We start from the raw sequence: 23,173 nt of genomic DNA, 5'->3' as shown, positions 1-23,173 counted from the left end.
CAGATACTGAATTAGCGCGGCTTTGGTTTAAAGTGCGCTGATAAACAGTTGTGCAAGTGTTACCAGTAGCACGGCATAGATGCAGGTGCCGCCCAAAATATATTTGAGCACTTGTAAAGGCGGAGGTGTGTCGTTCGCGGGCTGGGTTTGATCTGGCATAGCTACGATCCTTTTCAATCTAATATTTCGATAGTTTTATTTTGAATGATTTTTTAATCCAATTAAAATTGAAGATATAGATGCTATTGGTCGATTTTTATTATCAATGCAAGTTGCGAATGAACAGTATAGAATGAGTTTAATTCGTGGATATTCCCTGTATCTCGCTTAGGATTTAATGACGTTTTTATGAATTCAACTGTACAAAACCAGACTCCAGATATCGAAGGCTTGGCCAAGTTTTTCCTGTATAGCCGGAAAATCACAGCTTCATTGGCTACCATTAGTGAAGGGTTTTACTTGGTTTTTCGTCATGGCTTATATAAAAATCCGAATAACCCGACCAATACGCGCTATGTGCAACATTTTTGCCGCCAGTTATGCAAAGTATTCAATATCGAAGTTCAGGTACATGGCGAGATTCCGCGTGAACCCGCCTTATGGGTCAGTAACCATGTGTCCTGGCTCGATATCGCAGTTCTGGGTTCCGGAGCACGGGTATTTTTTCTGGCAAAAGCAGAAATTGAGAACTGGCCGATTTTAGGGAAATTGGCCAAGGGAGGGGGTACCTTATTTATTAAACGTGGTTCAGGAGATTCCGTCAGGATTCGTGAACAAATTACCGGTTTCCTGAAACAGGATATTCCGGTGCTGTTCTTTCCTGAAGCGACGACTTCTGATGGGCGAGCCATCAAAAAAGTGCATGGCCGGATTTTAGGCGCCGCGATTGAAGCGCAGCGTCCTGTACAAATCTGTCTGATTTGTTATGTGAATCAGCAGGGCGAACTGGATATGGTTGCGCCGTTTGTCAATGACATCAGTTTTGCCGCCCATGTCAAAAAAGTACTGGAAATGCCGCAAGTCATTGCACATTTAGTGGCTTTACCTGCAATTGCCACTGAAGGGCATACGGTTGAAAGCCTCACGCGTGTGGTCCAGGAAAAAATGCAGACTGGCCTGGTTGAACTTCAGTCACGGGTATTAAAAAAGCCTCAATAAGAGGCTTTTTTATGGTTTCTGTTCAAAGAATCCAGCTTACATAAAACCTTCAATTGGCAGCCACGACACCAGTTTAAGTCCAGCTTTCTGATACCATTTCATTTTTGGCTCTTTGGTAAATGTTTGAACGTCACCATTGGCTTTCTTGATTTTCCAGTTAATGTTCTGATTCGCATCCAGCACCAGTTTATAGGCATATTTACTCAAGTTCTGATCCATGGTCTCATGCACTGCACGTGCCAAGGACGGACTGTTCAGCAACACACCAATTTCAGTATTCAGATAAGCTGAACGCGGATCAAAATTAAAAGAACCAATAAATACCTGTTTTTGATCGATTGCCATCAACTTGGCATGCAGGCTAGAACGACTCAGTCCTTTCAGGCTGACTTTGGCTTTTTTTGAAATTTCCTCAGTATTGGCATTTAGGTGATTAGCTTCTGGCGCTGCCAGAAACTCATACAACTGCACATCATTTTCCAATAGATCCTGACGATATTTGGCATAAAAAGCATGCACCACGGCAACGTCATTGGCCTTAAAAGAGTTGGTCAGGACGCGAACCTTGATATTTTCATTCGCCAGTTTCTTTAAACGGTCTGCGCCGATTTTTTCCGGAACGAAATAGGCAGAGACAATATCCACACTTTGTTCAGGTTTTTCCAGACGCTGTAATAACTGGAAATTCAGGTGTTCTTCGGTTTTGGCTTTGGCCTTGATTTTGCTCGGTGGATCTTTGACTACTTCGGCCTCAACCCAATCTAGCTGAATATTTTGTTCCAGCCATTGGTCAAAGGCTCTGGAACGATTGGCCAGATCCAGATAATTTTGAGTCGCTGGATCCTGACTATGGGTTTCTAGCTGCTGTTTTAAGCTTGGGAAACGTAAGCCATGATGGCGCGGATTGACAACCTCTTGCACCGGATAGGCATAATCATCATTCCAGTATTCATCGAAGGAATGAATGATTTCATCCGATGCCGCACCGACCAGCATCACATCGACATCGGAGAACTGATAGCTTTCACTGACATTATAATACTGGTTACTCATATTGCGGCCGCCAATCAAGGCAATCTGGTTGTCGGCAATAAAGCTTTTATTATGCATGCGGCGGTTAATGCGTTTTAAGTCCAGCACCATGTCCATGGCGCGGTATTTACGGAAGCGATAGGGGTTATACAGTTTGACATCGATATTTTGATGCTGGTTTAAGGCCAGATAAATTCCTTCCATTTTCTTGGCATTATTATCATCCATCAACAGGCGTACTTTTACGCCACGATCTGCTGCCTGAATAATCGCATGCAGGGCAAGGGCACCGATTCGGTCATTATCCCAGATGTAATATTGCAGATCCAGACTGCGTTCCGCTTTATTAATCAGCTGGATTCGCGCAGCCAGTGCTTCAAGCGGATCATAGAGCACCCGATAACCGGTCAGCCCGATATTTTGTACACGTAAAGGTTCAACAATCTGTGCCAGACTGGTTTGCGATGTATCCGTTTCAAATGCCATCTGGCTCGGCTGTTCGGTTTGTTTGGGTAAGGTGCTACATGCAGGCAGACCCAGAACCAGGCTACAGCTCAGTAAAATGCCGGCTTTATAGCGATGAGTGCGTATAAAACTTGAGGATTGAAGGTGAACTTGATCGCGGGGAGCAGTGGCCATATAAGTCGAAGAATGAAAAATTAGAATTGAGTATAATTGCCAGCTATGAAAAGATAAATATAAAGCCAGTAATCTGCTGCTCGACTGAATAAGGCCAATTTATGTGGGATTCAAATTCCGTACTGTTTTATTTTTATCTAGGAATGGCGATTTTAGCCATCTGGGCGGTGGCTCAGGCATGGTCGAGCCAGTCACGTACCGAAACCATTCATCCCTTTAAAGCTTTTGGTCATTTGCTGGCGTTTTATCTTGCCTATTTATTAATCCCTTTGGTTTTCTTCAGTATTTATGCTGGATGGACGGGGTATTATTCTCTGCATGAAGCCATTTTTGTATTTTTACTCAGTGGGGTTTTGACTTATGCACGCTTTATCGAGCCGCATCTAATTCAAGTGAAAACGACAAAATATCAGATCAATGCAGATAAACGTTTAAAGCAGCCAGTAAAAATCGCCCTGATTGCAGATTTGCATATCGGTCTGTTTTCGGGCCATGAGCGGCAGTTGCGACAAATTGTACACAAATTAAATCATATTCAACCTGATTTGGTGGTGGTTGCTGGCGACTGGACTTACGAGCCAGAAAATAAACTGGCACAGGAACTGGCGGTTTTAAAAGAGATTCACGCTCCGGTCTATTCGGTCAATGGCAATCATGACGAACAATATCCCGGACCGCCGATTCGGGAACTGTTGCACTATGCACTACAAGTCAATCAGGTCATGGATATTGAAGGTCAAATTGTCGAATTTGATGAATTCCGACTTTTGGGCGTGGGTGATCTCTGGGCTGGAAAAGCCGACATGCGCAGTTTGCCAGACTTGCCTCAGGACAAGCCTTGGGTCATTCTTTCGCATAACCCGGATACGGTCGATATGATTCCGAAACTGCCGACACGTCCTTTAATGCTGTCCGGGCATACCCATGGCGGACAGGTGGAGCTGCCTTGGCTGACCGATTACGTCATGAAAAAGGTTTCAATTTTGGGACATAAAAAGGGCATGTACCGTCATGAACATGCAGATGTGTTCGTGACTGTCGGTACCGGTTTGGTCGGTGTACCTTTCCGTTTCCGGGTGCCGCCTACCATTGATATTATTGAACTGATTTAAATTCAGCCGGCATTCTGTACCGCGTTAACTGATGATCCAGACCAGAATCAGCAAGACCACTGCGACGGCCGCCATCATCCAGATTTTCTTTTCAATTTTTCGGGTTGGCACATTTTCACGTAATTGTTGCGCAGTGATTTCAGCTTCTGTGGATGTGCTCAAACTAGGATGGGTGGGGATTTCCAGTGGCGGTGTCACCAGGTCGATATCACCGGCATCATCACTAAAGCGTGGACCGGTACTTTCATGCTTCATGACCACATCATGTTCCCGCACAATTTCATCAATCACTTGCAGCGCCTGAGCTTCATCCAAGGGTGTATTCTCGGTGATATAGCGAACAGCTTCTAATTTTTTATCATCTTCCAGCAAAATAATGATATTGACCAACTGCTCCTGCGAGAGGTATTCAATAAGATCCTGCATGGCCTTGCCTCATTTTTTTAAATTGAGTTCATTTGATTGTTGAGCAAATTTAACGAGATAAGTAGCCGAGTTTTGTTGTGAAATGATAAAAAAAGCCAGCATCAAGTGCTGGCTTTTGAATCAATCTAAAATCTTAGATCTGATTATTTACATCATCATTCTTGGTTTCACGAATCAGCAAAAACGCGACAAGCGATAGGATAGATGCTGCGGTCAGGTAATAACCGACTGCAGACAAACCATAGGCTGTTGCCAGCTTGGTTGCGATTAACGGTGCAAATGATGCGCCGAAAATGCCTGCCAAGTTAAAGGTCAATGCAGAACCCGTGTAACGTACTGAAGTCGGGAAGATTTCAGACAATACAGTACCGATTGGCCCATAGGTTAAGCCCATAATCGCCAGACCAATACACAAGAACAGGAACACCACCAAGGTGCTGCCAGATTCAAGCATATCTGCAAAGAAGATACCGAAGATCGCAGAAATGACACATACCGCAATGGAAGTAGTCTTACGGCCAAATTTCTCTGCCAATACTGCTGAAAGCGGGATGAATGCAGCAAAACACAGGGTTGCAACTAACTGCAATTGCAGGAATTCTTCACGAGAATAACCGAGTTGTTTGGTTCCCCATTGCAATGCAAATACCGTAGTAAGATAGAACACAACGAATGTACAGATTGCAGCAATCGTACCCAGAACCAGCATACGAGAATGCTTTTTAAACACCTGAACAAAAGGAACGTTCACTTCTTTTTGTTTATCCAGCACTTTCTGGAAAGCAGGGGTTTCATGCAATTTTAGACGAATCCATAAACCGACAATTACCAACAAGGCACTTGAGATAAACGGAATACGCCAGCCCCACGCCATAAAGTCAGCTTCAGACATGAAAGCGCCAAGGGTCAGGAAGGAACCTGTCGCCAGAATAAAGCCGATTGGAGCACCCAGTTGCGGGAACATGCCATACCAGGCACGTTTGCCTTCAGGGGCATTTTCGGTGGCAAGCAGTACCGCACCTGACCATTCACCACCCAGCCCCAAGCCCTGACCTAAACGGCACAGTGCAAGTAACAATGGCGCAGCAATTCCGATTTGCGCATAAGTTGGTAACAGGCCAATCGCAACGGTTGAAATCCCCATAGTCAGCAAAGCTGCGACCAAGGTGGCTTTTCGTCCGATCCGGTCACCTAAATGACCAAATAATGCTGCACCAATCGGACGGGCAATAAAGGCAATGGCAAAAGTCGCAAGAGACTGAATGGTTGCGGTCATCGGATCTGTACTGGTAGGGAAGAACAGATACGGAAAAATAATGACAGCAGCGGTGGCATAAATATAAAAATCGAAGAACTCGATTGTGGTGCCTACCAAGCTTGCTGTTAAAACGCGAAATTTTGAATTTTGTGCTGGCTGAGCAGCAGAATTAGACGACGCCATGGAAAACCTTACACTTACTAAAAATAAAAAAACTTAGTTTTAAAAGCGTAATCTTTTTAAAAAAGGCGTAATTTTTTAAAAAAACAACTGCAATCTTCTCGCTTCAACTCGCTCAGGGTCACTGAAATGAAAAAGGAGATGATTAAATCACGTAAAGATAGATAGACAGAAAATGTGATCCTGCGCCTATCAATACAAATATGTGCCAGATAGCGTGGGTATATCTTACTCTTTTTAAAGCGTAAAACAATGCACCCACGGTATAAGCGAGTCCACCAATGATGAGAAAGGTTAAAGATTGAGCACTTAAATATTGCTGCATGTCATCAATCACCAGCAGCGCCAGCCAGCCCATGGCCAGATAAGCCGCCAAAGAAAGTTTCTGGAAACGATGAATGAAAACGAACTTGAAAAGCGTGCCAAGAAGGGCAATCACCCACAGCGCAATCAATAAATACTGGGCTTTGGCGGTCGGAATGGCAATTGACAGGAAAGGGGTATAGGTTCCGGCGATTAAATAATATATCGCAGTATGATCGACTTTTTTATAAAAATAACGGCGGTCTGCTGCAGTGGCCATGTGATAGAGCATAGAAGCAGAAAACAGCAGAATCATGCTCAGTGCATAAACCCACAGTCCAATCCATTGTCCAGTACTTAGGTAAGACCCTTTAATAATCAAAAGAATACCAGCAACAATGGATAGCCCGGCACCTAGGCCATGACTAATATAGTTAATCCGTTCCTCATTTTGATCATAATCTGGAACCAGTGGAGCATTCTGCATGATTGTCATTCTTCTTCAAATATACACTTGTATAGTAATTCAATTTTGCTTTTAGGTTAAGAAGATTTAAACTTGATGCGCAATTCATTTCAGGTTTTATCTATGTCAACGTTGGCAACTCTCTCAGATCAGGAACAGCAATTCTTGGACACCTTTCAGCAAGCTGTTGAAAGGGATCAATTTGATCGCCTGATCTTAAGCCAGTATAAAGGTGAACTGCAGGATTTAGAGAAAATGACCTTGCGAGTCATTACGTTAAATGAACAGCGCGTATTGAGCTGCCTGTATCGTTACAAGACACAGGATGTCACCAAAAATTATCCTTTAGAGGAGGCACTGTTGCAGGTGACTATATTGTTAGCATGTTGCAAACAGGCCAATCTGATGACAGTAGATGAAGAATTACAGCTGAAAAAAAACAAGAAAAAAGCTATGTTAACGCGTAGCAAACATAAAGCCACGATGAATCAGGTGAAGCCTGCTGAACAAGGCCATGACCGGATTAAACAACGTTATGTCGATCAGGACAGCATCTTTCTCCAATATCTCGGTATTACCGATCAAAAAGCGCAAATCATTCAGAGCATGGCGCGTAAATGGAAGCAGATTAATAAGTTTGTAGAAATCTTCTCAGGTGCATTGGCACAGATTAAGCCACAGGCTGAAGGCCTGCGCGTGGTGGATTTTGGTTCGGGTAAGGGCTATCTGACTTGTGCTTTATATGACTATATGCAAAAACATGGTCAAACGCCGTATGTCACCGGGGTAGAGCTTAATCCGAAAATGGTTGAATTCTGCCAGAATGTCGCGCAGCAATCCGATTTTGATCAGCTGGACTTTTTCCAAGGGGATGTCCGTACTTATACACCGGAACGTCTGGATGTGATGATTGCTTTGCATGCCTGTGATGTAGCAACAGATTTTGCGATTCATAGCGGAATTCGCCTGAATGCACAGATGATCATGTGTGCACCATGTTGTCATAAGGAATTACGTCCACAGTTACAAGCACCGAAAGTCCTCAGCCCGATGTTACAGTTTGGCATTCATGCCGGACAGCAGGCAGAAATGCTGACCGATACCATACGTGCTTTACTGCTCAAAGCTTATGGTTATGAAACCAAAGTTTTTGAATTTGTGGCGCTGGAACATACCAGTAAAAATAAAATGATTCTGGCGACAAAACGCAAAGACTATCAACAACCTGATCAGGCGGTTCTGGCACAAATCCAGGCCTTGAAAGAGATGTATGGTATCCAGAAACATTCACTGGAATTGTTGCTTAATGATCAATGGGATCAGCAGGGAATCGGATCTAAATGCTAAATAGCCCAGAACTTAAAATAATTTCCGGGAGCTGGAAGGATTTGGCAGCGCATGCCAAAGTGATTCGTGAAGTCGTGTTTATTCAAGAACAGCATATTGCAGCTGAAGATGAGTGGGATGCTGAGGATGCGGTTGCTGTACATTTCATTGTTTTTCAGCAGGATCAGGCGATTGCTACAGCACGCTTATTGTCAAATAACAGTATCGGTCGGGTTGCAGTCCTAACCACAGCACGCGGTTTAGGTGTTGGTCAGCGCTTGATGCAGGCCGTGATTGACTATGCGCGTGCAGAGCAGCGTAAGTTGGTAAAGCTGTCTTCGCAAGTGCACGCCATTGGCTTCTATCAAGCGCTGGGATTTGAAGCTCAAGGCGAGGAATATCTGGATTGTGGAATTCCGCATATTGATATGTATTTAAAGCTTTAATTTTCAGCCATTCAAATACGAAAAAGCGAGGCATTGACCTCGCTTTTTTATGCATAGACTGAATCTGGATCAGTGGCCATGTGCTGCATTTGAGCTGTGCTCGGCATTATCCATATTGGCATGTTCTTCAGCTGACATATTGTGTTCAGCGGCTGTCGTACCTGGATGAGCAGTATTGGCAGCTTCACGTGCTTCACGATCTGCTTGCGCTTTGGCAATGGCTTCTGGAGACATCGTCGGTGCATTTTTAAAAGCGTGTTGCTGGGTAGTTTGTTTATTTTGCTGGCTTGGCATGTAATCCGGTTCATTACTTATCGCGAGCCAAAAAATAAGCATGAATAATCCACCTAAAATACAGAAGATGATAAGTGCTTTCCAGCCCCAAGGAGATTTTTCAGGTGAACTGTGATCAGTCATAGGTCTTACCCACGTGGATATCAAACTTATGTAACTTTATAACATAAATTGATCAAAAAGCAGATCGAAATCTGTCATCAGATGAGTCTATCCAGTGCATTAAGCAAATCCAGAAGATAAAAAAGAGGAAACACGTTCCTCTTTTATTTAAGTGCCTAAGTTATTGAATCGGCTGGGCGTGTGCTGCGCGATCTTTGAGGAGTTGTGGGGCTTTGAAGCGTTCGCCATATTTATTTTCAAGTACTTTGGCACGGGTCACGGCTTTGGCTAAACCATACTGATTCAGGAATTGCACAGCACCGCCCGTCCAGGCGGCAAAGCCAATACCAAAAATAGAACCGACATTGGCATCGACCACAGATTCCAGGACACCTTCTTCCAGACAGCGCACGGTATCTAATGCCTGTACAAACAGGAAGCGGTCAATTATTTCCTGTTCAGAAATATCGTTGTCTTTTTTCCAGTGGCTGAGACCAGACCAGAGCTGCTTTTTGGCATCGGCCGGATAATCATAAAAACCTGCGCCTGCAGCCTTACCTTTACGGTTAAATTCGTGAATCATGCTGTGAATCACGTCATCAGCGGGTGATTTAGTGATGGTCTGACCTTGTGCTTCTAAAGCTTTGTATCTTTCATTGGCCACATGTTCAGACAGGGTCAAGGACACTTCATCCTGAATCGCCAACGGACCCACCGGCATACCGGCTTTGAGTGCAGCCATTTCAATTCGCGCCGGATGTACACCTTCTGCCAGCAGGCGTAAACCTTCCTGCACAAAGGTACCAAACACGCGGCTGGTAAAGAATCCCCGGCTGTCATTCACCACAATCGGTAATTTGCCAATTTGCTGCACGAAATCGAAAGCTTTGGCCAGCGTTTCTGCCGAGGTATTTTTACCTTTGATAATTTCCACCAGCTGCATTTTATCGACCGGACTGAAGAAATGCAGGCCGATGAAGTTCTGATCATTTTTTGAAGCCTGGGCTAACTCTGTAATCGGCAGGGTCGAGGTATTCGATGCCATCACGCCGTTGCTGGCAAGATATTGCTCTACCTCTTGCGTGACTTGAGCCTTGAGCGCGGGATTTTCAAATACGGCTTCAATGATTAGGTCGCAACCGGCTAGATCTGCATTAGATGCAGTTGTTTGAATCAGGCTTAAAAACTGATCTCGTTTCTCGGCTGATAAACGCCCTTGAGCGACTTTTTTATCCAGCAGTTTCTGGCTATAGGCTTTGCCTTTTTCAGCCGCTTCTAATGAAATATCTTTCAGGACCACTGGAATGCCTGTGCTGGCAGTCGCATAGGCAATCCCAGCACCCATCATGCCCGCACCTAGAATACCGACTTTAGTGGCTTTCCACCTTTCAATACCTTGAGGGCGACTGGCACCGGACTTGATTGCATTCAGACCATGCCAGAAAGTGCCAATCATATTTTTAGAAATTTGACTGGTCGCCAAATAAGTAAAGTAACGCGATTCAATGGTCAGGGCAGTATCGACATCGACCTGTGCACCTTCTACCGCAGCCGACATGATCGCTTCAGGCGCAGGATAACAGCCTTTGGTTTTATCGCGCAGCATCGCCGGAGCAATTGCCAGCATCTGGGCAACTGCTGGTGTCGAAGGGCTACCACCCGGAATTTTATAGCCTTTTACATCGAATGGCTGCTGAGATTTTGGATTGGCTTTGATCCAGGCAATGGCCTTTTTCAACAGTTCATCGGTACTGTCTGCGACCTCATGAATCAGCCCTAAAGATCTGGCTTTATCGACTCCAAACTGTTTGCCTTCCATCAATAAAGGAAGGGCATTTTGCAGACCGAGCAGGCGGACGCTACGGACGATCCCACCGCCCCCTGGTAATAAACCCAGTGTAACTTCAGGCAGGCCAAATTTGCTTTTAGGGTCATTCAGGGCAATACGATGATGGGCACACAGGGCAATTTCCCAGCCACCGCCAAGCGCCGTACCATTCAGTGCAGCAACGACAGGAATACCGCGAGTTTCGATATAGCGTAGTTTGGCTTTCATCTCTTCAATCATATTGAAGAATTCAGTTGCATGTTCAGGAGTGGCTTGAATCAGTTCATCCAGATCGCCGCCAGCAAAGAAAGTTTTTTTCGCTGAACGGAAAATAATCCCGGCAATATCTTTATCTGCTTGTAACTGGGTAACGACTTCATCCAGTGCCGTGCGAAAGTCGGCATTCATGGTATTGGCAGACTGGTTTGGAGAATCAAACGTTAAAATAACAATATTATCTTCATTTTTTTGATATTGAATTGCGCTCATTATTTTTCTCCTTATACCAGTTCAATAATGGTTGCGATGCCCATACCACCACCCACGCAAAGTGTGGCTAATCCACGTTTTTTCCCCTGGCGTTCCAGCTCATCCAGCAAAGTGCCTAAAATCATGGCTCCAGTCGCACCGAGTGGATGTCCCATGGCAATTGCACCGCCGTTGACATTCACCTTAGCAGAATCAACCTTCATCTCATTGATAAAGCGCATCACCACTGCAGCAAAGGCTTCATTAACTTCAAACAGGTCAATATCATCAATGGTTAAACCCGCCTTAGCCAAGGCCTTACGAGCAGCCGGGGCAGGGCCAGTCAGCATAATGGTTGGATCTGCACCGACCAGTGCAGTGGCCAGCACTTTGGCACGTGGCTTCAGACCTTGTTCTTTTACTGCTTGTTCCGATGCGATCAAAACCACCGCTGCACCATCGACAATGCCTGAAGAATTCCCGGCATGATGCACATGATTAACAGCACCGACTTCAGGATATTTTTGCAGGGCAATTGCATCAAAGCCCATTTGCCCCATAGTGGCGAAACTTGGATTGAGTTTGCTCAGGCCTTCTGCTGTTGTTGTCGGTTTGATGAATTCATCTTTGTCCAGAATCACTACACCGGCTCTGTCTTTTACCGGGATAACAGAAGCGTTGAAATAACCATTGGCTTGAGCAGCCGCTGCTTTCTTTTGTGATTGTTCGGCAAACTGATCTACATCTGCACGGCTATAACCGTCAATCGTGGCAATTAAATCTGCACCGATACCTTGCGGAATAAAGTCACAGGCCATATTGGTCTCAGGGTCAAGCGCCCAAGGGCCGCCATCAGAACCCATCGCTACGCGGGACATGGATTCGACGCCGCCTGCAACGACCAGATCTTCCCAGCCAGAACGGACTTTTTGTGCGGCCAGATTGACAGCTTCGAGTCCGGAAGCGCAGAAACGGTTGATTTGCACGCCAGCGACATCATTGTCCCAACCCGCAGCAATGGCAGCGGTCTTGGCAATATCGGCCCCCTGATCACCAATCGGGGTGACACAACCCAGCACAATATCATCGACTTTTGAGGTGTCCAGTCCGTGACGGTCTTTCAGTTCATTGAGTAAACCAGTCAGTAATGAAATGGGTTTTACTTGATGTAAAGATCCATCTTTTTTGCCTTTTCCGCGTGGCGTACGAATGGCGTCAATAATATATGCCTCGCTCATAGCATGTTCCTTTTATTGATTTAATGAAAATTATTCTAATGATTCGAGTGTAATCCTTAATTTTTGAAGTGCAATGACGAGAACGGGCCAGATCATTTGAGCGATTTAGCCAATTTTAGCTATAAAAAAGCCTAAGCTTTTGCTTAGGCGGAGAGAACTGGTTTTAATTTTTAAATGTTATTTCGCAACATCATTTGATTAATGATAGCCATGCAATTGACGATACAGACCCGGGGTTACACCGGTCCATTTCTTGAAGGCGCGGTGGAAAGTACTAGTTTCACTGAAACCGACTTGTTGTGCAACATCTTCAAGGGTTAGATCCGGATTAAGTAATAAGTGAATTGCAGCATCACGGCGTAAGGCATCTTTTACGCCTTGATAGCTTTTGCCTTCGGCTGCCAGACGGCGGCGCAAGGTTTGTGGTGATAGATATAACATCGACGCGACATCGTTTAATGTCGGCATTTCTTCCCCAATCTGGCTCTTCAGCACATCACGAATCCGTGAAGTCAGCGAGTTGGTGTTTTTGAATTTCACTAGCAATTGTGCCGGCGCAGCTTTCAAAAACTCTTCTAAGGTTTCTTCATTCTGACGAATTGGCAGGTCCAGATAGTCCGCAGCAAAAGTAATTTCGGTACGTGGCATATCGAACTGCATTACCGGCGCAAAGAACAGGGCATCATATTCATCGGCATGGGCTGGACGTGGATAGCTAAAATGCACGCGTTCCAGTGGCAGGCGACGTTCAATGAGCCAAGACGCCAAGCCATGCCAGATCATCAACATGCTTTCAGTAATAAAATGATCCGGATCCATTGCATTTGGAATGAGTGGAACAAGACGAGCTTCGTGTTTGTCACGCTCCAGGGTCACCGACCATTCATCACCAAAGAGTTTGTAGAACTGGGAAGAAAGTTCTAGTGCATCACCGAGGGTTTTGGCATGAATGATGAGCTGGCACATGATCGCAAAAGTACCCAACCGGCGTTGCTGTTTGTCAAAGCCGACATGCTCGTCCTGGGTCACCATCCACAGCATTTTAATAAAGCGGGTATATTGTTCAGGCGAAATACGCGCTTTGGGCTGATGCAGCAGTTCTGCTTCAATCCCGACGTGAGACAATAAAGTATCGACATCCATGCCCAGACGCTTAACGCCAGATAAGGCTGCATTGACGAAATGGATACTGATCGTATCGCGACTCATGTTTAATCCTTCAGTCTCTTTAATGTTCACTAATAATTGACCTAAATGACGAAAAATAATAAAGCAATGGCAATTTATAAGAACACCTTGCCATTTTCTTACATATTAGATTGCCGAAACTATCAAGGTAAATGGCTGAACATGACATTGTTTTTGTTCATTCATGTGCCTATGATGCTGAAAAAAGCAATATAAGTAGAGCAAATACTCCAATGTCATATGCATTAAAAGGATTGAAAATCCTCGATTTTTCTACACTTTTACCCGGCCCGTTTGCTACATTATATCTTGCTGATTTAGGTGCAGAAGTTGTGCATATTGAATCACCAACCCGACCGGACCTGTTGCGATTAATGCCACCCTTTGCCAATGGACAGGCCACTTCACAGAGTTATCTGAACCGAAACAAGCAATCGGTTGCTTTGGATTTGAAAGATCCTGCGAATATTGAACTGGTTAAATCCAAGATTGCAGATTATGACATTGTGATTGAGCAATTCCGTCCCGGGGTGATGCAACGTCTAGGGCTAGATTATCAAACCTTAAGCGAAATTAATCCGAAACTGATTTACTGTTCCATTACAGGTTATGGCCAAACTGGCACATATAAAGATAAGGCAGGGCACGACATTAATTACCTGGCTTTATCTGGAATTGCTGGACACAGTGGTCGGATTGAAAATGGCCCACCTGCCTTGGGAATTCAGGTCGCTGATGTTGCGGGTGGTTCCATGCATGCCGTGATTGCGATTCTGGCCGCAGTGATTGAACGCCAGCAAAGTGGCAAAGGGCAATATATTGATATTTCCATGACCGACTGTGTGGTGACGATGAATAATCTGGCGGCTTCTGCCAGTCTGGCCGGTAATCAGCATCAACGGCCAGAATCGGGGTATCTGAATGGCGGGACTTTTTACGACTATTATGAAACTCAGGATGAGCGTTATCTGTCGATTGGCAGTCTGGAACCACAATTTATGCAGGGATTGGCTCAGGCTTTAGAGCTGCCGATTCTTCTGGAAAAAGGCGCTTCTTATGCCGCTGAAGATCATGCTGCAGTGAAGCAGGCGATTCAGAATAAAATCAAGACTAAGTCTTTATCTGAATGGCAAACGCTGTTTGCCGCGTTGGATGTCTGTGTTGAACCGGTGCTCAAACTTGAAGAAGCGTTACATTCTGATCTGGCCCAGCAGCGGGCATGGGTCGTACAAGTGCCACTCAAATCCAATAGTCAGCAGACCGAAGCACAATTGGCTTGTCCGATTAAATTTTCACGTTCTACGATACGCTATGAGTTTGTAGGACAGCAATTGGGAGAAAGTCAAAATTGGTAATATTCTTAACGTGTTAATTAGATTATTAATGAAATGAGAGGAAATTTTTCCTATATGAAAATAAGTAATAATAATTGAAGATTTTCATCATTATTACTTTAAATTTAATCCAGTGCTGTAAATACTGAGATCCGTGAAACTTTGACAGGCTTATCAATAAAACCGCTATGAAATATGTATAAAAAGCATTTTATTGATAGGTTCAATCTCGCTATCCTTGCCGGCGATATAATAGAAACTACTAGCTGTACGCCATGTATTTATATACTGATTTCGATCAGCAACTGATTAATGAACGTGTTGCACAGTTCCGTGACCAAACGGAACGTTATTTAGCCGGTAAACTCACTGAAGATGAGTATCGTCCGCTTCGTCTGCAAAATGGTCTGTACGTACAGCGTTATGCGCCAATGTTACGTATTGCCGTGCCTTATGGTTTGATGAACTCAAAACAACTTCGTAAAGTGGCTGATTTGGCAAAAGAATATGACCGTGGCTACGCGCATATTTCGACCCGTCAAAACATCCAGTTTAACTGGCCTGCGCTGGAAAATGTGCCGGATATGCTGGCTGAACTGGCCACTGTGCAAATGCATGCGATTCAGACTTCAGGTAACTGTATCCGTAATACCACGACGGATCAGTATGCCGGTGTGGTTGCAGGTGAAATTGCCGATCCACGTCCGACTTGTGAATTGATCCGTCAATGGTCAACCTTCCATCCGGAATTTGCTTTCTTGCCACGTAAATTCAAGATTGCAGTCTCTGCGCTTGAAGAAACTGACCGTGCAGCCACTGCATTCCACGATATCGGTGTGTATATTGTGCGTAATGAAGCAGGCGAAATGGGCTATAAAATCAAAGTCGGTGGTGGTCTCGGCCGTACGCCAGTGATTGGTAGCTTTATCCGTGAGTTCTTGCCGCGTGAAGACCTGATTGCTTATCTGGAAGCAGTCCTTCGTGTGTATAACTTGCATGGCCGTCGCGACAACAAATATAAAGCACGTATCAAGATTCTGGTAAAAGCTTTAACACCAGCAGTATTTGCCGAGAAAGTTGAAGCTGAATTTGCGCATACGATTAAAACACTGAAAATCGATGCAGACACCTTGGCGAAAATGGATGAGAACTTCACGCCATTTGACTACCAAGATTATGCAGATGAAGATTTCACTGAACTATTTGCACAATATCCAAAATTCAAACAGTGGTTCAACATCAATACCAATGCACATAAAGTGAAAGGTTATCGTATCGTGACGATTTCACTGAAACGTGCCGGGATTGCACCGGGTGATGTCAGCACAGAAGAAATGAACCTGATTGCAGATCTTGCCGATCAGTACACTTTCGGTGAGCTGCGTACCACGCATGAACAAAACATTTCCCTGGTCGATGTACCACAAAAAGATTTGTTCGCTGTATGGCAAACCCTTGACCAAAATAACCTGGCACGTGCGCATATCGGTTTCTTGACCGACATTATTTGCTGCCCGGGCGGTGATTTCTGTTCATTGGCGAATGCGAAATCGATTCCGATTTCTGAAGCAATTTCACGCCGTTTTGATGATCTGGATACGATTTATAACCTAGGTAAACTGGATCTGAATATTTCAGGCTGTATGAATGCCTGTGGTCACCACCACGTTGGTAACATCGGTATTTTAGGTGTAGACAAAAAAGGCGCTGAGTTCTACCAGATTACGCTTGGTGGAAATGCGGATCATGATGCGTCGATTGGTGACATTCTTGGCCCATCATTTGCAGCCGAGGTCGTACCAGATATCGTAGAAGAAATTTTGAATACTTATCTTGACCTGCGTCAGGAAGGTGAAGAGTTTATCGATACTTATCGCCGTGTCGGCATTCAACCATTTAAGGAGCGTGCATATGCTTAATACCGCACTTCAAGTACTCTCTAAAGATGGCACGATTGCAGACAATACCTATCAATTGATGGGTGAAGATGGTGTTTTGCCTCAGGGTGATGTGGTATTAACTGTTGAACAGTTAGATCAAATTACCAATGTGACAGGCAAAAAAGCATTGTACTTAACTGTAGATGCTTCGCCTGAAACCAATGATTTTCCGCTCGATCAGCTCGATGCAATCTTTATTGAGTTTGCAGGTTTTAATGATGGCCGTGGTTATTCATTTGCAGCACTTCTTCGCCGTCAGGGTTTCCAGGGCGAATTGCGTGCTACTGGAGATGTATTCAAAGATGTACTGAATTACATGAAGCGTTCTGGTTTCGATACTTTTGTGATTAAAGAAGGTAAGGATATTCAGGAAGCTGCTGCTGGTTTGAATGATTTCAGAAATCCGTATCAGGCATCGACTGCGGTTGCACAGGCACATTATCAAACAGGTGCATAATTTAAATTAAGTTACTGTCAAAAAGCCGGATTGATTCCGGCTTTTTTATGTCTTGATAAAAACCTTTAATTTTCTTCAAGTTGACAGTTGATCATCCAGTGGATTCCAAACTGATCGCTAAAGGCGGCATAAAGTGCGCCCCAAAAGGTTCTTTCTAGCGGCATCTCAATTTGACCATTCACCGATAAAGCATCAAAGAGTCGTTGTGCTTCAGCTTGTTCGCTAGCGTCTAAGTTAATGGAAATATAGTGGTTATTACCTTGCGTAAACACGGTATTGGTTTGCGCGCAAAATTGATCATTCGTATCGGATGCCATCAGTTCTGTAAATTCGTTAATGGGAAGTGAGATATGCAAGATTTTATTTTTATCCACTTCCGACAGTGTGACACCTTCTTCAGTTGGCATTTCACCATAACGACTCAGACTTGAAAATTCGCCTCCAAAAACTGATTTATAAAAGTTAAAGGCTGCTTCAGCCTGACCTTGGAAATTGAGGTAATGATTCAGTTGCATGGGAGAACTCCCTTTTTATTTTGCTTGCTTTAATTTACGCCACTTTGTGGTATTTTGCGCGAGCAAGCTTTATCAAAATGTAAGCGAAAAAAATCCTCCAGATCAGGAGGATTTTTAACTCCCTCTCCCTATGGGCATAGGTATCTACACAATTCCTGAACTTTGCGTTAAATTGAAGAGCATGCTCTTCAATTTAACATCTCTGGCCTGGATCAGCGTCTTGTCAAGCGCTATAACAGCCTTGTAAAGCTCAATATGAACCCTCTTGCTTCACTTGCTCCGGCAATCAAAGACCTGGCTTCTGCCCAAAAGTCGAGTTTCGCAACCACACAAGCGGTCTGGCGATTCCTGAATAATGACAAAATCTCTTTTAGTCAGTTAAACCAGCCAATTGAACATCTTGCATGTGAACAGATCAAGGCATCACCGCATCAATATGCATTGATTGTTCATGACTGGTCTCAGCTACAGTATGTGAAACACCATCATAAAATTCAGCGCCTGCAAAGAACCCATCAATATGATTCAGGCTATGAATTGCAAAGCAGTCTGCTGGTTGATGCAGCCTCGGGACTACCTATTGCGCCACTGGCGCAGACACTATCAGATGCCTCAGGCTGCTATTCCACATTCAGTCAACACTCTGCTGGGCGCAAATCTCATCTAGATTCACTTACCGAACAAATCAAAGTGATTGAACAATATCCCATTGAGAAAACATGTGTTCATATCATTGATCGTGAAGGTGACTCCATTGCCCACCTAAGGGAAATGAGCAGCCAGGGTTTTAAATGGCTGATTCGGGCGAAAGAAGGCCATCGAATTGAGCATCAGGGCAAAACATGCAAAGTTGCAGAAGCCGCAGAACGAGTAGAAACGCAGCAGGTCCAGCCGATTGCCTATAAAGGAAACCGGCATATGTTGCATGTGGGAGAAACTGCTATCCGGATAACACGTGCAGCAAAACCGAAGAGAAATGACGATTCAGGCCAACGGGTTGCTCCCCAGCCAGGGAGTGCGATTGAAGCCAGATTAATTGTTGCCGTAGTGAAAGATGATCAGGATAAGACCGTCGCAAGATGGTCACTAATCAGCAATGTTCCATCAGAGATTACTACGGTAGAGATGACGACCTGGTATTACTGGCGCTGGACAATTGAATGCTATTTCAAGCTGCTCAAGCAGGCAGGTCATGATATTGAAGCATGGCTTCAGACCAGACCTGAAGCCATTTTAAGGCGGTTACTGATTAGCTGTATGGCTTGTGTTTTAACTTGGCGAATCCAGCGTTCTGAAGATGAACACCATCAGAAAATTCGTGTATTTCTCACCCGTCTTTCAGGTCGGCAGCAGAAAAGAGGTAGGTTGGAAAGTGCACCTGCCTTATTGGCAGGGCTTTCGATTTTACTGAACACTCTTCAACTGCTCTCGGAATATTCAATAGATGAACTCAATGAGATAGCCACAATGGCATTAGGTATCTCATAGATGTGTAGATACCTATGCCCTATGGGCGAGGGATGGGGTGAGAGAATAGGTTAAAGTAATTCAATCGCCACAGCTGTCGCTTCACCACCACCAATACACAGGGCTGCAATCCCTTTTTTTCCACCGGTACGTTTTAGTGCATGAATCAAAGTCAGGATAATACGTGAACCGGTTGAACCCACAGGATGACCGAGTGCACATGCACCACCGTTAATGTTGACTTTTTCAGGATCCAGCTTGAACTCATCCATTGGGCACATGGTCACCATGGCAAAGGCTTCATTGATTTCCCAAAGGTCGACATCAGAAGCGGCCCATCCAGTTTTATCTAGCACTTTCTGGATTGCACCGACTGGAGCAATGGTAAATTCAGATGGATGTTGCGAATTCGATGCATAGGCAACAATTTTAGCCAAAGGATTCAACCCTTTTGCTGCTGCATTGTCAGCCGAGGTAATTACTAAAGCTGATGCACCATCTGAAATCGAGCTGGCATTAGCCGCCGTAATCGTACCGTCTTTAGCGAAAGCAGGACGCAAAGTTGGAATTTTATCGATGTTGGCATTGAACGGCTGTTCGTCTTTATCAACGACTACATCACCTTTACGGGTTTTAACTGTTACAGGCACGATTTCATCAGCAAAGTAGCCTTCATTGACCGCAGTTTGCGCACGCTTTAATGAGCGAATCGCAAAATCATCCATCTGCTCGCGGGTATAACCTTTGGTATTTGCCATATCTTGGGCAAATGAGCCCATCAAGCGACCTGTTTCAGCATCTTCCAAGCCATCCAGAAACATATGGTCCTTGATTTCACCGTGACCCATACGGAAACCGCCACGTGCTTTTGGCAATACATAAGGAGCATTGGTCATGGATTCCATGCCACCTGCAACCACGATATTTGCAGAACCGGCTTTAATCATATCTGCAGCTTGCATGACGGCTTTCATGCCTGAACCACATAATTTATTAATGGTTACAGCGCCAGTAGAATCTGGAAGACCAGCTTGACGCATGGCTTGACGTGCAGGGCCCTGCTTTAAACCTGCCGGAAGGACACAACCCATAATGACTTCTTCAATATCTTCTGGTTGCAGACCCGCACGGGCAATTGCTTCTTTAATGGTGACCGCACCGAGTTCTGGCGCAGTTACACTGGCAAGACTCCCCTGAAAGCCACCCATGGCTGTACGTGCACCATTGACAATTAGGATGTCAGTCATTGTTCTCTCTCCGTATGAGTTTTAATCAATTTTTTCAAACTTAAGCAGTATATTGAAAAAAACTCAGGATTGAAGCGTTAATCGCAGCGAAGCATAAACTGGATAGTTCTGTTAGCAAGACGAGAGACTTTCAATCCGGATATGCCCCATTTTGCTGAGTACAATACGCTGTTGATTAGAAAGATGGGTAGAACAATAATAAAAACTACCATTTGAACCAATCGGCAGGGCAGTGTGCGCTTGATAAGTGACACTCGGTAAACTTAAAGCTCCTCGCCAACTCAGGTTACCGTATTTGAGGTTAAGTACATCAATTTGTAAAATTTGTTCGCCTGTATCCACTTGCCTGTTTTTATTTTTATCAATAAAGACCAGTATATTTTTATTCCATTGATTGGGGTGACAGCTGAGTGAATCCTGACTGGGACAGATCACAATATTCTGGTGAAACACGGCAGCCTGACTACGTGCATAACGGTTAACCGCAGATAATTTGATAGGAATCTGTTTGGCTTCCTGTCTGGACTGATATTTATGAAAGTAAGGCAGGGCAATACTGGTCAAAATTGCAAGCACTGCAACACAAATAATTAATTCAACAATAGTGAACGCTCTTGTTATTTTTCTATACATAGAGTTACCTGATTTATATATTATTTTTATAGGAAACATGTTATTAATTATGCGTTTTTTATGCTTTGTTGAGCGTGTAATTTAGCTGTTACTCAAAATTCAAGAAAGCTATTAAAAAATAATTGGCAATCACAATAGGTCATTCAGAATAAAAAATTGAGTAAAAAATTACTGAATTACAACGGAAATTGTAAGTAATTTTGTCAATAATTTACTTGATTAAATTAATCAAGCACTTGGAAAAATAATAAAGTGTTTGTATGATGCCATGTGAATAGCTTAAGAATAAAACTGGGGTAATAAAAAGCCTATCTCAGGATGGCCTATTACGGGCTTGAGCTTGAACAACAATTGTTATCTCTGGAGGATAAATCCATGAAAATGAGTCGTATTGCTTTAGCTATGCTTGTAGCTGCACCTTTTGCTGCTGCAAATGCAGGCGTAACTGTTACTCCGTTGATGTTAGGTTATACATTCCAAGACACTCAGCACAATAATGGCGGTAACGATGGTGAGTTATTAGTTTCTAATCAAGGTGAAATGCAAGACGATTTATTCGTTGGTGCTGCGATTGGTGTTGAATTAACTCCATGGTTAGGTTTTGAAGCTGAATATAGCCAGGTTAAAGGCGATGTAGATTATGCAGCTCCTGGTGCAGAATACAAAGGTCAGAATATTGCAGGTAACTTCTATGCAACTTCTGATGTATTCACTGGTAACTATGACAGCAAAGTAAAGCCATATATGCTTTTGGGTGCGGGTCACTACAAATACGAATTTGAAGGTGTAGATCGCGGTACTCGTGGTAATGAAGAAGAAGGTACTTTAGGTAATGCAGGTATTGGTGCGTTCTGGCATATCAACGATGCATTGGCACTACGTACAGAAGCTCGTGGTACTTACCACTTTGACGAAAAATTCTGGAACTATACAGCACTTGCTGGTCTTAACGTAGTTCTAGGTGGCCGTTTGAAACCAGCTGCTCCAGTAGTAGAAGTTGCTCCAGTTGAGCCTGTAACTCCGGTTGCACCAGCTCCACAAGAGTTGACTGAAGACCTGAACATGGAACTTCGTGTGTTCTTTGATACAAACAAATCAAACATCAAAGATCAATACAAACCAGAAATCGCGAAAGTTGCTGAGAAGCTAGTTGAATATCCAAACGCTACTGCTCGCATCGAAGGTCACACTGACAACACTGGTCCACGTGCATTGAACGAACGTCTATCTCTAGCGCGTGCTAACTCTGTTAAATCTTCACTTGTGAATGAATACAACGTAGATGCATCTCGTTTGTCTACTCAAGGTTTTGCTTGGGATCAACCGATTGCTGACAACAACACTAAAGAAGGTCGTGCTATGAACCGTCGTGTATTCGCGACGATTACTGGTAGCCGTACTGTTTTAGCTGAACAACCAGTTGCTCAATAATTCATTATTGAACACTCATTAAAAAGGCAGCTCTTCGGAGCTGCTTTTTTTGTGTCTGTATTTTGACTACACTTAGCCTGTTAAGATGTCGTTGAGTAAAAATATGAGTGTCGAAATTCCTGAAGATTTGCAAAATCTGGAAGCCAATAGCGGAATTTTTGCAATATGGATGATTTTTCATCATTATGGCATTGATTTGAATATTCCTGATTTAACTCAGCTCTGTCAACATGACCCTGAAATGGGAAGCTCAAGCATCGCACTTGCAGTTGCTTTAAAGACATTGGGTTTGGATGTCAATTTTTGTACTGAATATGATGCAGATAAACAGCCAATTGAAGTCGATTTCTATCAACAAGCACATCGCTTAAATATTCCTGTTATAGAACAGCCATTGTCTTATGCAGAAATTCAGGAAAATGTAGAAGCAGGCCGTTTTGTGATTGTGTTCTATGACACCTTAGAGGGAGTAGGGAATCATTCCCTGATATATGAAATTGATGAAAATGAAATTAGCTTCTTTGATAGTTTTGAGTCTATGCCTAAAGAGATATTTGAGCAGCAACGTCGGGTAGACGGAATTTGCCAGCAAGTGATTGTGATTGATGATCGCAATTTCGTGATGCGTCATAGTTAATTCAAGAAATAAAAAATCAGCCCGTAAGCTGATTTTTTTAATGAATAA

General features: G+C 43.9%; 22 protein-coding genes. 10 read left to right on the top strand and 12 right to left on the bottom strand.

What is annotated here, in order from left to right:
* Positions 1–27: 27 nt before the first annotated feature.
* Positions 28–159 (bottom strand): hypothetical protein, encoded by a 132-nt coding sequence (locus tag HGD77_RS17170; RefSeq protein ID WP_005252768.1) that lies wholly within the window; start codon positions 157–159, stop codon positions 28–30.
* Between the two features lie 189 nt (positions 160–348).
* On the opposite strand from HGD77_RS17170, the gene HGD77_RS12405 reads away from it, so the two are divergent.
* The gene (locus HGD77_RS12405; protein WP_005252766.1) at positions 349–1,158 is read left to right on the top strand and encodes a lysophospholipid acyltransferase family protein; all 810 of its coding nucleotides are present in this window, start codon (positions 349–351) and stop codon (positions 1,156–1,158) included.
* Between the two features lie 36 nt (positions 1,159–1,194).
* Here HGD77_RS12405 and HGD77_RS12400 read toward each other — a convergent pair whose 3' ends face one another.
* The gene (locus tag HGD77_RS12400) at positions 1,195–2,829 is read right to left on the bottom strand and encodes a phospholipase D family protein (RefSeq protein WP_171526259.1); all 1,635 of its coding nucleotides are present in this window, start codon (positions 2,827–2,829) and stop codon (positions 1,195–1,197) included.
* 101 nt (positions 2,830–2,930) lie between these two features.
* Between HGD77_RS12400 and HGD77_RS12395 the strand changes: the two genes are divergently transcribed.
* Positions 2,931–3,941: a metallophosphoesterase gene (locus HGD77_RS12395; protein ID WP_168730864.1), complete on the top strand. Its 1,011-nt coding sequence runs from the start codon at positions 2,931–2,933 to the stop codon at positions 3,939–3,941.
* Between the two features lie 24 nt (positions 3,942–3,965).
* On the opposite strand, the gene HGD77_RS12390 is transcribed toward HGD77_RS12395, so the two are convergent.
* From HGD77_RS12390 to trhA, 3 genes are all read right to left on the bottom strand, one after another.
* Entirely contained in the window at positions 3,966–4,367 is a 402-nt protein-coding gene (locus HGD77_RS12390; RefSeq protein ID WP_004732173.1) for a hypothetical protein, read from the bottom strand.
* Between the two features lie 133 nt (positions 4,368–4,500).
* Positions 4,501–5,808, bottom strand: a complete 1,308-nt coding sequence (locus tag HGD77_RS12385) for an MFS transporter (protein WP_004281697.1) — start codon at positions 5,806–5,808, stop codon at positions 4,501–4,503.
* A 142-nt stretch (positions 5,809–5,950) separates the two neighbouring features.
* Positions 5,951–6,595: a PAQR family membrane homeostasis protein TrhA gene (trhA, locus tag HGD77_RS12380; RefSeq protein WP_168730863.1), complete on the bottom strand. Its 645-nt coding sequence runs from the start codon at positions 6,593–6,595 to the stop codon at positions 5,951–5,953.
* A 102-nt stretch (positions 6,596–6,697) separates the two neighbouring features.
* Here trhA and HGD77_RS12375 point away from each other — a divergent pair, with 102 nt between their 5' ends.
* Together HGD77_RS12375 and HGD77_RS12370 are read left to right on the top strand one after the other, a co-directional pair.
* On the top strand, positions 6,698–7,921 hold the full coding sequence (locus tag HGD77_RS12375) for a class I SAM-dependent methyltransferase (RefSeq protein WP_168730862.1): 1,224 nt from the start codon (positions 6,698–6,700) through the stop codon (positions 7,919–7,921).
* On the top strand, positions 7,915–8,346 hold the full coding sequence (locus tag HGD77_RS12370) for a GNAT family N-acetyltransferase (protein ID WP_168730861.1): 432 nt from the start codon (positions 7,915–7,917) through the stop codon (positions 8,344–8,346). The genes HGD77_RS12375 and HGD77_RS12370 overlap by 7 nt, the downstream gene beginning before the upstream one ends.
* 69 nt (positions 8,347–8,415) lie before the next feature.
* Here the strand turns inward: HGD77_RS12370 and HGD77_RS12365 are convergent, their stop codons facing one another.
* From HGD77_RS12365 to HGD77_RS12350, 4 genes are all read right to left on the bottom strand, one after another.
* Positions 8,416–8,763 carry a hypothetical protein gene (locus tag HGD77_RS12365; RefSeq protein WP_005106128.1) on the bottom strand — a complete coding sequence of 116 codons (348 nt, stop codon included), beginning with the start codon at positions 8,761–8,763 and terminating at the stop codon, positions 8,416–8,418.
* 160 nt (positions 8,764–8,923) lie between these two features.
* On the bottom strand, positions 8,924–11,059 hold the full coding sequence (locus HGD77_RS12360; RefSeq protein ID WP_168730860.1) for a 3-hydroxyacyl-CoA dehydrogenase NAD-binding domain-containing protein: 2,136 nt from the start codon (positions 11,057–11,059) through the stop codon (positions 8,924–8,926).
* Positions 11,060–11,070: 11 nt separating this feature from the next.
* A complete protein-coding gene (locus HGD77_RS12355) occupies positions 11,071–12,276 on the bottom strand; it encodes an acetyl-CoA C-acetyltransferase (protein WP_168730859.1) in 1,206 nt (401 codons plus the stop codon).
* Between the two features lie 198 nt (positions 12,277–12,474).
* Positions 12,475–13,485 carry an AraC family transcriptional regulator gene (locus HGD77_RS12350; RefSeq protein ID WP_005106131.1) on the bottom strand — a complete coding sequence of 337 codons (1,011 nt, stop codon included), beginning with the start codon at positions 13,483–13,485 and terminating at the stop codon, positions 12,475–12,477.
* A gap of 212 nt (positions 13,486–13,697) precedes the next feature.
* On the opposite strand from HGD77_RS12350, the gene HGD77_RS12345 reads away from it, so the two are divergent.
* From HGD77_RS12345 to HGD77_RS12335, 3 genes are all read left to right on the top strand, one after another.
* A complete protein-coding gene (locus tag HGD77_RS12345; RefSeq protein WP_121979995.1) occupies positions 13,698–14,819 on the top strand; it encodes a CaiB/BaiF CoA transferase family protein in 1,122 nt (373 codons plus the stop codon).
* 254 nt (positions 14,820–15,073) lie between these two features.
* The gene (locus HGD77_RS12340; protein ID WP_005106135.1) at positions 15,074–16,717 is read left to right on the top strand and encodes a nitrite/sulfite reductase; all 1,644 of its coding nucleotides are present in this window, start codon (positions 15,074–15,076) and stop codon (positions 16,715–16,717) included.
* Positions 16,710–17,195: a DUF934 domain-containing protein gene (locus HGD77_RS12335; protein WP_005106136.1), complete on the top strand. Its 486-nt coding sequence runs from the start codon at positions 16,710–16,712 to the stop codon at positions 17,193–17,195. The genes HGD77_RS12340 and HGD77_RS12335 overlap by 8 nt, the downstream gene beginning before the upstream one ends.
* 65 nt (positions 17,196–17,260) lie before the next feature.
* On the opposite strand, the gene HGD77_RS12330 is transcribed toward HGD77_RS12335, so the two are convergent.
* Complete coding sequence (locus tag HGD77_RS12330; protein ID WP_004281708.1) at positions 17,261–17,710, bottom strand: VOC family protein; 450 nt, start codon at positions 17,708–17,710, stop codon at positions 17,261–17,263.
* Positions 17,711–17,965: 255 nt separating this feature from the next.
* On the opposite strand from HGD77_RS12330, the gene HGD77_RS12325 reads away from it, so the two are divergent.
* On the top strand, positions 17,966–19,198 hold the full coding sequence (locus HGD77_RS12325; protein WP_004730312.1) for a transposase: 1,233 nt from the start codon (positions 17,966–17,968) through the stop codon (positions 19,196–19,198).
* 50 nt (positions 19,199–19,248) lie between these two features.
* Here HGD77_RS12325 and HGD77_RS12320 read toward each other — a convergent pair whose 3' ends face one another.
* Both HGD77_RS12320 and HGD77_RS12315 read right to left on the bottom strand, forming a co-directional pair.
* On the bottom strand, positions 19,249–20,424 hold the full coding sequence (locus HGD77_RS12320) for a thiolase family protein (RefSeq protein WP_121980376.1): 1,176 nt from the start codon (positions 20,422–20,424) through the stop codon (positions 19,249–19,251).
* A gap of 111 nt (positions 20,425–20,535) precedes the next feature.
* Positions 20,536–21,057, bottom strand: a complete 522-nt coding sequence (locus HGD77_RS12315; protein WP_121980377.1) for a GspH/FimT family pseudopilin — start codon at positions 21,055–21,057, stop codon at positions 20,536–20,538.
* Between the two features lie 375 nt (positions 21,058–21,432).
* On the opposite strand from HGD77_RS12315, the gene omp38 reads away from it, so the two are divergent.
* Both omp38 and HGD77_RS12305 read left to right on the top strand, forming a co-directional pair.
* Positions 21,433–22,488, top strand: a complete 1,056-nt coding sequence (gene omp38 / locus HGD77_RS12310; protein ID WP_121980378.1) for an outer membrane protein Omp38 — start codon at positions 21,433–21,435, stop codon at positions 22,486–22,488.
* 103 nt (positions 22,489–22,591) lie between these two features.
* Positions 22,592–23,125 (top strand): cysteine peptidase family C39 domain-containing protein, encoded by a 534-nt coding sequence (locus HGD77_RS12305; RefSeq protein WP_121980379.1) that lies wholly within the window; start codon positions 22,592–22,594, stop codon positions 23,123–23,125.
* Positions 23,126–23,173: the final 48 nt, after the last annotated feature.

Source organism: Acinetobacter sp. NEB149 (genome assembly GCF_012516415.1).
GTDB lineage: Bacteria > Pseudomonadota > Gammaproteobacteria > Pseudomonadales > Moraxellaceae > Acinetobacter > Acinetobacter lwoffii_V.
Note: the sequence above shows the minus strand (reverse complement) of the source record. Positions and strands in the feature narration are given on the sequence as shown.